Annotated in this window: 6 protein-coding genes; 3 read left to right on the top strand and 3 right to left on the bottom strand. The window is 70.6% G+C overall.

Going from position 1 to position 7,645, the window contains the following annotated elements:
* On the top strand, positions 1-1,636 hold a 1,636-nt coding region (locus GWI24_RS36420), incomplete at its 5' end, for a sensor histidine kinase (protein ID WP_247617362.1).
* Complete coding sequence (locus GWI24_RS36425) at positions 1,633-2,343, top strand: response regulator (RefSeq protein WP_210950318.1); 711 nt, start codon at positions 1,633-1,635, stop codon at positions 2,341-2,343. The genes GWI24_RS36420 and GWI24_RS36425, both read left to right, overlap by 4 nt.
* A gap of 13 nt (positions 2,344-2,356) precedes the next feature.
* On the opposite strand, the gene GWI24_RS36430 is transcribed toward GWI24_RS36425, so the two are convergent.
* From GWI24_RS36430 to GWI24_RS36440, 3 genes are all read right to left on the bottom strand, one after another.
* Positions 2,357-3,964 carry a cation acetate symporter gene (locus tag GWI24_RS36430; protein ID WP_210950319.1) on the bottom strand — a complete coding sequence of 536 codons (1,608 nt, stop codon included), beginning with the start codon at positions 3,962-3,964 and terminating at the stop codon, positions 2,357-2,359.
* A complete protein-coding gene (locus tag GWI24_RS36435; RefSeq protein WP_308344207.1) occupies positions 3,961-4,413 on the bottom strand; it encodes a DUF485 domain-containing protein in 453 nt (150 codons plus the stop codon). The genes GWI24_RS36430 and GWI24_RS36435 overlap by 4 nt, the downstream gene beginning before the upstream one ends.
* A gap of 220 nt (positions 4,414-4,633) precedes the next feature.
* Positions 4,634-6,757, bottom strand: a complete 2,124-nt coding sequence (locus GWI24_RS36440; RefSeq protein WP_210950320.1) for a type IIA DNA topoisomerase subunit B — start codon at positions 6,755-6,757, stop codon at positions 4,634-4,636.
* Positions 6,758-7,198: 441 nt separating this feature from the next.
* On the opposite strand from GWI24_RS36440, the gene GWI24_RS36445 reads away from it, so the two are divergent.
* Entirely contained in the window at positions 7,199-7,429 is a 231-nt protein-coding gene (locus tag GWI24_RS36445; protein WP_037964812.1) for a hypothetical protein, read from the top strand.
* The last annotated feature ends 216 nt before the right edge of the window (positions 7,430-7,645 follow it).

The following is a 7,645-nucleotide window of genomic DNA, read 5'->3' on the forward strand; positions in this document are numbered from 1 at the left end:
GGCCACAAGGTGGCGCATCGGCTGGCCCCGACGCGTCTTCTCCCAGGTCCTGCTGATGCAGCTGGCCATCGCCACGGGTGTCACCGTGCTCGCGACCGGCCTTTTCCTCGCGCCGCTCAGCGACCACCTCGACGACCAGGCCATGCGCCGCGCCCTCGCCATCGCCCAGACCACGGCCGCCGAGCCCCGGATGGCCGACGCGCTCCAGCACACCCGGCCCACCCCCGGCGGGCCGGTGCAGACCGAGGCGGAGCGCATCCGCCGGGCGACCGGCGCCGAGTATGTCGTGATCATGGACCGGCGCGGGGTGCGCTGGTCCCACACCTCCCCGGACGAGATCGGGAAGCATGTCTCCACCGACCCCACCGAGGCCCTCGAGGGCCGGGAGGTCATGGAGATCGACGACGGCACCCTCGGCCGGTCGGCCCGCGGCAAGGTGCCCCTGCGCGCCGGGGACGGCCATATCGTGGGCGCCGTCTCCGTGGGCATCTCCTACGAGAGCGTGCGCGCCCGGCTCGTCGCCGCGGTCCCGGAGATGCTCGCCTACGCGGGCGGCGCGCTCGCGGTCGGCGCCCTGGCCGCGTACGTGGTCTCCCGCCGGCTTCAGCGCCGCACCCATGACCTGGCCTTCTCCGATATCTCGGCACTGCTGGCCGAGCGCGAGGCGATGCTGCACGGCATCCGGGAGGGCGTCGTCGCCCTGGACGCCCACGGCCGCATCCGGCTGATCAACGACGAGGCGCAGCGGCTGCTGGATCTGCGCCCCGAGGACACCGGGCAGCCCCTGGAGGCGGTGCTGTCCCCGGGCCGTACGACCGATGTGCTGTCCGGGCGGGTCACCGGCGCCGATCTGCTGACCGTCAGCGGCGGCCGGGTGCTGGTCGCCAACCGGATGCCGACGGACGACGGCGGCGCGGTGGTCACCCTGCGTGACCGTACCGAGCTGGAGCGGCTGGGCCGCGAGCTGGACGGCACCCGGGGGCTGATCGACGCCCTCCGGGCCCAGGACCATGAGCACGCCAACCGGATGCACACCCTCCTCGGCCTGCTCGAACTCGAACTGCACGACGAGGCGATGGAGTTCATCACCGAGGCGATCGGGGTGCACCGGGCCACCGCCGAGCAGGTCACCGAGCGGGTGCACGATCCGCTGCTGGCCTCCCTGCTGGTCGGCAAGGCCACGGTCGCCACCGAACGCGGCGTCTCGCTGTCCGTCGCCGAGGACAGCCTGCTGCCCAACCGGCTGGTGGACCCACCGGGGGTGGTGACGATCGTCGGCAATCTCATCGACAACGCCCTGGACGCGGCGGTCGGTTCGGCGGAACCGCGGGTCGAGGTGGAGCTGTGCGCCGACGACCGTACGGTGCTGCTGCGGGTCTCCGACACCGGCCCCGGGATCCCCGCCGACCGGCGCGACGTGGTCTTCACCGAGGGCTGGTCGACCAAGGAGCCGCCCGCGCACGGCAAGCGTGGCATAGGGCTCGCGCTGGTCCGCCGCCTCGCCGAACGCCAGGGCGGCAGCGTCCGCGTGTCCGACCGCGAGGGCGGGGGCGCGGAGTTCACCGTCGTCCTCCCCGAGGCGCTGGCCGAACAGCCGGCGGCGGCGCCGCTGACCGCGACAGGAGAGCCACGATGACCCTTGGAACCGGACCGGGCGGGCCCCTGGAGGTGCTGGTCGTGGACGACGACGTCCGGGTGGCCCGGGTCAACGCCGCGTACGTCGGCAAGGTGGCCGGATTCCGCGTCGCCGGGCAGGCGCACACCGCCGCCGAGGCGCTGGCCTTCCTGGAGGGCCCCCAGGGCGCCCACGTCGACCTGGTGCTGCTCGACCACTATCTGCCGGACGAGACGGGGCTGTCGCTGGTGCGGCGGCTGCGGCAGCTCGGCCATCACACCGACATCATCATGGTGACCGCGGCCCGCGACATCGCGACCGTCCAGGCGGCCATGCGCCATGGCGCGCTCCAGTACCTGGTCAAGCCCTTCACCTTCGCGGGGCTGCGCGCCAAGTTGGAGGGGTACGCGGCGCTGCGCCGCGCGCTGGAGGGCGACGGCGAAGCCGGGCAGGACCAGGTGGACCGGATCTTCGGCGCCCTGGGCGGTGCCTCGGCCGGCCCCGCGAAGCTGCCCAAGGGACATTCGGCGCTCACCGCCGATCTCGTACGGGAGGTGCTGCGGGGCGCGGAGGGCCCGCTGTCGGCGCAGGAGGTGGCCGAGCGCTCCTCGCTCAGCAGACAGACCGCACAGCGCTATCTGAAGCTGCTGGAGCGCACGGGCCGGGTGCGGCTCAGCCTCAAATACGGCGAGACCGGCCGCCCCGAGCACCGCTACGACTGGGTCTGAACCCTTCCCCGCCTCAGGCCGCGCCCGCCCCGGTGAGCGCCCGCACCTCGGTCTCGGCGTGCTTGGCGGCATGGCCGGGGACGTCCGCGGGCGCGGGTGAGCTGACCGTCCCGAGCCAGCCCGCGAGGAACCCGAGGGGCACCGAGACCAGCCCCGGGTTCTGGAGCGGGAAGAGGTGGAAGTCCACCCCGGAGAAGATCGCGTCCGGGCCGCCGGAGACCACCGGGGACAGCACCACCAGCACCACCGCCGGAAGCAGCCCCCCGTAGACCGACCAGACCGCGCCGCGCGCGGTGAACCGCCGCCAGAACAGCGAGTACAGCAGCACCGGAAGGTTCGCCGACGCGGCGGCGGCGAACGCGAGCCCCACCAGGAACGCCACATTGAGGTCCTCGGCGAGCAGACCCAGCCCGATCGCGGCCGCCCCGATCCCCACCGCCGCGATCCGCGCGACCACCACCTCGCCACGCGGGGTGCGGCCCGCCCGCCTGCTCAGCGAACCATAGAGGTCATGGGCGACGGAGGCCGAGGAGGCGAGGGTGATCCCGGCGACGACGGCCAGGATGGTGGCGAAGGCGATCGCGGCGACGACCGCGAACAGCACCGTGCCCCCGGTCGATCCGGCGCCGCCGCCGAGGTCGAGCGCGAGCAGCGGAACGGCCGTGTTCCCGGCCGCGTTGGAGGTCCGTACGGCATCGGTGCCCAGCACGGCGGCAGCGCCGAAGCCGAGCACGATCGTCATCAGGTAGAAGCCGCCGATCAGCCAGATGGACCAGATCACCGAGCGGCGGGCGGCCCGGGCGGTGGGCACGGTGTAGAAGCGCGAGAGGATGTGCGGCAGCCCGGCGGTGCCCAGCACCAGGGCGAGGCCGAGACTCACGAAGTCCAGCCGGGCGGTCCAGTCGCCGCCGTACTTGAGCCCGGGGGCGAGGAAGTCCACGCCATGGCCGCTGTTCCGCGCGGCGGTGCTGAGCAGGGTGTCGAGATCGCCGCGGAAGCGGACGAGGACAAGGGCCGTCAGCGCGATCGCCCCGCCCATCAGCAGCACGGCCTTCACGATCTGGATCCAGGTCGTGGCGCGCATCCCGCCGAGCGCCACGAAGACCACCATCAGGGTGCCCACGCCGATCACCGTCCAGGCGCGGGCGCCGCCGCCCGTCTCCCCGAGCAGCAGGGCGACCAGACTGCCCGCGCCGACCATCTGGGCCACGAGATAGAGCACACAGACCGTGACCGAGGAGATGCCCGCGGCGATCCGGACCCGGCGCTCCCGCATCCGCGCGGCCAGCACATCGGCCAGGGTGAACCGGCCGCAGTTGCGGACCAGTTCGGCCACCAGCAACAAAACCACCAGCCAGGCCACGAAGAAGCCCACGCAGTAGAGCACCCCGTCATAGCCGAAGAGCGCGATCAGGCCGGAGATCCCGAGGAAGGATGCTGCGGACATGTAGTCACCGGCGATGGCGAAGCCGTTCTCCATCGGGGAGAACAGCCGCCCGCCCGCGTAGAACTCCTCCGGCGAGCCGTGCCGCCGGCCCCCCGCCCAGGTGGTGATGGCCAAGGTGGCCGCCACGAAGACGCCGAAGAGCAGCAGCGCCAGGCTCTGCTGATTGCCGGTCACCGCCCGCGCCCCCGCATCATCTCCTGCGTCACCCAGCGGAGTTCGAGCGCGACGCGGTCCCGGCGCAGCCGTGCGTGCCGGGCGTACGCCCAGGTCAGCAGGAAGGTGGTGGCGAACTGCGCGAGCCCCGCGACCATCGCCACATTGAGCGGGCCCACGACCGGGCGGGCCATCAGCCGGGGTGCGGTGGTGGATGCGACGACATACGCGAGGTACCAGATGAGGAACGCGGCGGTCGCGGGGAACACGAACCGGCGGTAGCGCCGGCGCACCTCCTGGAAGGCGGCGCCGCCGTGCACCTCCGTGTAGACCGCCTGGGCGGCGGGCGGACGCGCGCGCCTGGGTTCACCCTCCGTGTCGTCCGCCTCATCCCAGCCGGACGCGAGCGCGTCGTACCACGGGTCCTCCAGCCGCGCCGCTCCCGTGTCGCGCGCGTTGTGCATGTCCACCCCGAACACTCCTTGTTCACTGCGGCATCCGCCGCGTGACCAAGGATGTGCAGATCAGAAAGATCCAGAGCCCTTCAATACCGGACCTTCACCCCATCAGGTGACTCAGGTGATGAACAGCCCGGAAACGGCACTACAGGAGTGGGCAGTGCGGGGAAACGCCGACGGGGTCCCCCGGGTGGGAGACCCCGCCGGACCGGCCCTGCCGAGGGGCCGGGCGTCAGACGTCGATGCGCGACCGGTCCAGGGTCGCCGCCGAGTTGGTGATGAACTCCTTACGGGGCGCGACCTCATTGCCCATGAGCAGGTCGAAGGCGCGCTCGGCGGCCTCCAGGTCGCTGATATTGATGCGCCGCAGAGTGCGGTGGCGCGGGTCCATCGTGGTCTCCGCGAGCTGGTCGGCGTCCATCTCACCGAGACCCTTGTAGCGCTGGATGCCGTCCTTGTAGCGGATCTCCCGGCGCTGGAGGTCCAGCAGGGTCTCCTGGAGCTCCTGGTCGGAGTAGGTGTAGAGGTACTTGCTCTGCCCCCGCTTGGGGTTCACCAGCTCCACCCGGTGCAGCGGCGGCACCGCCGAGAAGACCCGCCCCTGCTCGACCATGGGCCGCATATAGCGCTGGAAGAGGGTCAGCAGCAGACAGCGGATGTGGGCGCCGTCGACATCGGCGTCGGCGAGGAAGATCACCTTGCCGTAGCGCGCCTGGTCGATGTCGAAGGTCCGGCCCGATCCAGCCCCTATCACCTGGATGATCGCGCCGCACTCGGCGTTCTTGAGCATGTCGGAGATCGACGACTTCTGCACGTTGAGGATCTTGCCGCGGATCGGCAGCAGCGCCTGGAACTCGGAGTTCCGGGCCAGCTTGGCCGTGCCCAGCGCCGAGTCCCCCTCGACGATGAACAACTCGCTGCGGCCCACGTCGTCGCTGCGGCAGTCGGCCAGCTTCGCGGGCAGCGAGGAGGACTCCAGCGCGGTCTTACGGCGCTGCGCCTCCTTGTGCTGACGGGCCGCGATGCGCGTACGGGCCGCGGCCACGACCTTCTCCAGGATGGCACGGGCCTGCTGCTTGTCGTCCCGCTTGGAGGAGGTCAGGAACGCCTTGAGCTCCTTGGAGACCACATTGGCCACGATGCGGGAGGCCGCCGAGGTGCCCAGCACCTCCTTGGTCTGGCCCTCGAACTGCGGCTCCGCCAGCCTTACGGTCACCACCGCCGTCAGGCCCTCCATGGCGTCGTCCTTGACGACGTCGTCCTCGGCGACCCGCAGCAGCTTGGTGGCGCGCAGCGCCTCGTTCACCGTCCTGGTGATCGAGCGCTCGAAGCCGGCGACATGGGTGCCGCCCTTGGGGGTGGCGATGATGTTGACGAAGGACTTGACCGTCGCGTCGTAGCCGGTGCCCCAGCGCAGCGCGATGTCGACGCCCAGCTCGCGGGTGACCTCGGTCGGGGTCATGTGGCCGCGCTCGTCGAGGACCGGCACGGTCTCCTTGAAGGTGCCCTGCCCGGACAGCCGCAGCACATCGCAGACGGCCTTGTCCTGGGCGAGGTACTCGCAGAACTCGCTGATCCCCCCGTCGTAGCGGAAGGTCTCCTCGACCGGCCCCTCCTGCCCCTCCAGGCCCCGCTCGTCCCGGACCACCAGGGTGAGCCCCGGCACCAGGAACGCGGTCTGCCGGGCGCGCGCGTACAGCGTCTCCACGGAGAGCTTGGCGTCCTTGAGGAAGATCTGGCGGTCCGCCCAGTAGCGGATGCGGGTGCCGGTGCGGGTCTTGGGAACCCTCTTGCCCTTGAGGAGGCCGCTGGACGGGTCGAACGGGGCGTCCGGCCCGGATTCGGTGAAGATCCCAGGGACGCCGCGGCGGAAGCTGATCGCGTGGGTCTTGCCGTCGCGGTCCACCTCCACGTCGAGACGGGCGGACAGCGCGTTCACCACGGAGGCGCCGACGCCGTGCAGACCGCCGGAGGCAGCGTACGAGCCGCCGCCGAACTTTCCGCCGGCGTGCAGCTTGGTCATCACGACCTCGACGCCGGACAGCCCCGTCTTGGGCTCGACGTCCACCGGGATCCCCCGGCCGTTGTCCCGCACCTCCACGGATCCGTCGTCGTGGAGGATCACCTCGATGTGATCACAGAAGCCGCCCAGGGCCTCGTCCACCGAGTTGTCGATGATCTCCCAGAGGCAGTGCATGAGACCACGGCTGTCGGTGGAGCCGATGTACATGCCGGGGCGCTTGCGCACCGCCTCGAGCCCCTCGAGGACGAGAAGGTGCCGCGCGGTGTAGTTACCGCCGCCCCGGTCTGCTCCGGTCAGCAGCGCAGTGGACGGCACGGACGTGTCGGCGGTCACGCGGTTCGCTCCTCGCTGAATTTCTGGTTGGCCCGGCTGTGGGCACGATGGTGGCATGGTCGCCCGTCAGAGCGTACCGAGGCTTGATAGAGCCTTTGTGCCGCCACCCGTTGAAACGTCCATGCTAGTCCCACCGGCCACCGTTTCGCTCGTACGTTCGATAGCTCATGGCGGTGCCGCACACATCACGTTCCCTTTCAGGCATGAACCATTTAGGCTCCGGGCACGTCCTCATTCACAACCGGCAACCCGGCCGGGAGGGCAAACCAGACAATCGACGCGAAGCATCAAAGCTAGGCAATACGGCTCATTCGCCGCCAAACGTCACCATCCGGCCTACTCAGAAGCAACTTTTGGGAAAAAGCCACGAGCGGGAACGATTTCAGGCTGGTTGGATGTTGACCCTGGTACGACAGCTCGTCGAGCTAGAGAAGAGGCGACGTGACTACTGTTCTGACCCCCGCGAGCCCGTTGACGGCCGCTGACCGCTGCGATCGCTGCGGCGCCCAGGCGTACCTGCGCGTCGTTCTGATCAGCGGTGGTGAACTGCTCTTCTGTGCCCACCACGGGCGCAAGTTCGAGCCGGAACTCAAGAAGATCGCCGCGGAAATACAGGACGAGACCGAGCGACTCACGGCCGTTCCGGCGTCCGCGTCCGAAGACGAACGCTGACGCCTCACACCCACGACGACGAGCGACGCCGGCCCAGGGCCGGATTTGCGGGCGGTCTGCCCCCGAGCGGGGCGGCCGCCCACGCTCGTATCGTGGGTCTTTCCGCGCTTTCGGCATGACCCAAGGGCCCTGCGGAGCTTGCTCCCGGGCCTCTTCCAGGCCCTTCCACAGGCGTCCTCGGGCTCCGCGTCAGCCATGGGCGGCCACCAGGCCGGC

The sequence above is a fragment of the Streptomyces sp. MK37H genome (assembly GCF_018035285.1).
GTDB lineage: Bacteria > Actinomycetota > Actinomycetes > Streptomycetales > Streptomycetaceae > Streptomyces > Streptomyces endocoffeicus.